At 71.3% G+C, this 1,687-nt stretch carries 2 protein-coding genes and 1 pseudogene; 2 read left to right on the top strand and 1 reads right to left on the bottom strand.

The annotated features are described in order from the left end of the window. Positions 1 to 17 precede the first annotated feature (17 nt). Positions 18 to 449, bottom strand: coding sequence for a hypothetical protein (locus tag NON22_RS23955; RefSeq protein ID WP_257389497.1), 432 nt, complete (start codon positions 447 to 449; stop codon positions 18 to 20). Positions 450 to 683: 234 nt separating this feature from the next. On the opposite strand from NON22_RS23955, the gene NON22_RS23950 reads away from it, so the two are divergent. Together NON22_RS23950 and NON22_RS23945 are read left to right on the top strand one after the other, a co-directional pair. After that, positions 684 to 1,208, top strand: coding sequence for an RNA polymerase sigma factor (locus tag NON22_RS23950; protein WP_257389495.1), 525 nt, complete (start codon positions 684 to 686; stop codon positions 1,206 to 1,208). After that, a pseudogene (locus NON22_RS23945) lies at positions 1,205 to 1,687 on the top strand (hypothetical protein); the annotation flags it as partial. The gene NON22_RS23950 and the pseudogene NON22_RS23945, both read left to right, overlap by 4 nt.

Raw genomic sequence — 1,687 nt, 5'->3', positions numbered from 1 at the left:
GCCGTTTCGTCCACGCCTCAGCGCCCGCGGCGGCGCAGCAGGTGCGCGGTGAGCGCACCGGCCGCCGCGGCGATCGCGAGCGAACGCATCGGGTGGCGCCGCACGAACTGGGACAAGCTGAGGCCGACCGAACGGCCGAGCTCGATCGCGTCCTCGGCGATCTCCTGGCCGAGCTCGCCCATGCCGTCGATCGCGTCCTGCAGCCCCTCGCGGGTCTCGCTGGCGGCCTCGCGCGTCTCGCTGCGGACGTTGCGCGCGCGCTGCCCGAGCTTGGCGCCGATGCCGCTGACACTGTCACGGGCCTCGTTCCAGGCGCGGCCCAGCGATCCGCCGAGCTCGTGGATGGCTTCGGCCGGCGTCGGCGAGGGTGCCTCGCCGTTCACGGTCTCGGCGGCGTCGACGGCTTCGGCTTTGGTCTTTGCACGTGCGGGAATCTTTTCAGTGGCCATGGTTGCGCATCCGTGTTGAGCGGGAATGAGCGAGTGTTCGCGTCCGGCCGCCGCTTCCGGCGACCAGCGGCGGCCGCCAGAGTATCAGGCGGTGCAAGTCGGCGCGGCGTCAAACCCCTGCGGCGCTGTTCGGCCGTTGCAGCGACGGCGCCCGGAGGTGCCATCGGATGACGTCATTGCATGTATCGCTTACCCTGCCGCCCCATGAGGGAGGAGTGTACGGACGAAGAATTGATGCTGGCCTACGGCCGCGGCGACGCGCACGCGTTCGACGCGCTGTACACGCGTCACCGCGGCACGCTGTACCGGTTCCTGCTGCGCCATTGCCGCAGCGAACGCGCCAGCGCCGACGAGCTGTTCCAGGAAACCTGGAGCCGCGTCATCGTCGCCCGCGAGCGCTACCGGCCCGAGGCCAAGTTCACGACCTGGCTGCTGCAGATCGCGCACAACCTTGCGATCGACCTGATGCGCCGCCATAGACCTCAGGCCGGCAGCGAGGAAACCGAGCTGGTACTGCGCCAGCTCGACGCCCCCGAGACCGAGCGCCCCGACCGGGTGCTCAGCGAGTTCGAGCAGCGCCGCCGCCTGCAGCGGGCGCTGGAGGATCTGCCGGACGAGCAGCGCACCGCGTTCGTGCTGCGCATGGAGAACGGTCTGGGGCTGGAGGAAATCGCCGAAGTGACCGGCGCCGGACAGGAGACGGTGAAGTCGCGATTGCGATACGCGTTCGCGAAGATCCGCGCAAGGTTTGCCGAATGACTCATCGAAATCACCACGAGCGCGAATTCGAAGCCTTCCTCGCCGGCGAGGAATCCGAGCTCGCACGCCTGTATCGCCGCCTGCCGCAGACCGAGCCGGATGCGAAGCTCGACGCGGCCGTGCTCGCGATGGCGCGCGCCGCGGTCGAGCCGCAGCGCGTCAACGCCTTGCGCCATGCGAACACGCGTACGCGCCGGCCCTGGTGGATGGTCGGCCTCAGCAGCGCGGCCGGCCTCGTGCTGGCCGCCGGCGTGGCCTGGCAGATGCGCAACGCGTTCCAGGAAACCCTGCCGGGCGCATCCAGCCCGACCGCGCCGGCCGTCGCGCGCAGCGAGCGCGACGTCGTGCCGATCAGCGCGATCGTGCCGCCGCCCGAACCGGCCGCCGCCCCCGAGCCGCCGGCCACGCCGGCTGCGCCTCAGATGACCGCCCAGGCACCGGCCGACGCCGCCCCGCCGGCCAAGCCGGCACCACGCACG

Origin of the sequence: Tahibacter caeni (assembly GCF_024609805.1) — a bacterium.
GTDB classification, from domain to species: Bacteria; Pseudomonadota; Gammaproteobacteria; order Xanthomonadales; family Rhodanobacteraceae; genus Tahibacter; species Tahibacter caeni.
Note: the sequence above shows the minus strand (reverse complement) of the source record. Positions and strands in the feature narration are given on the sequence as shown.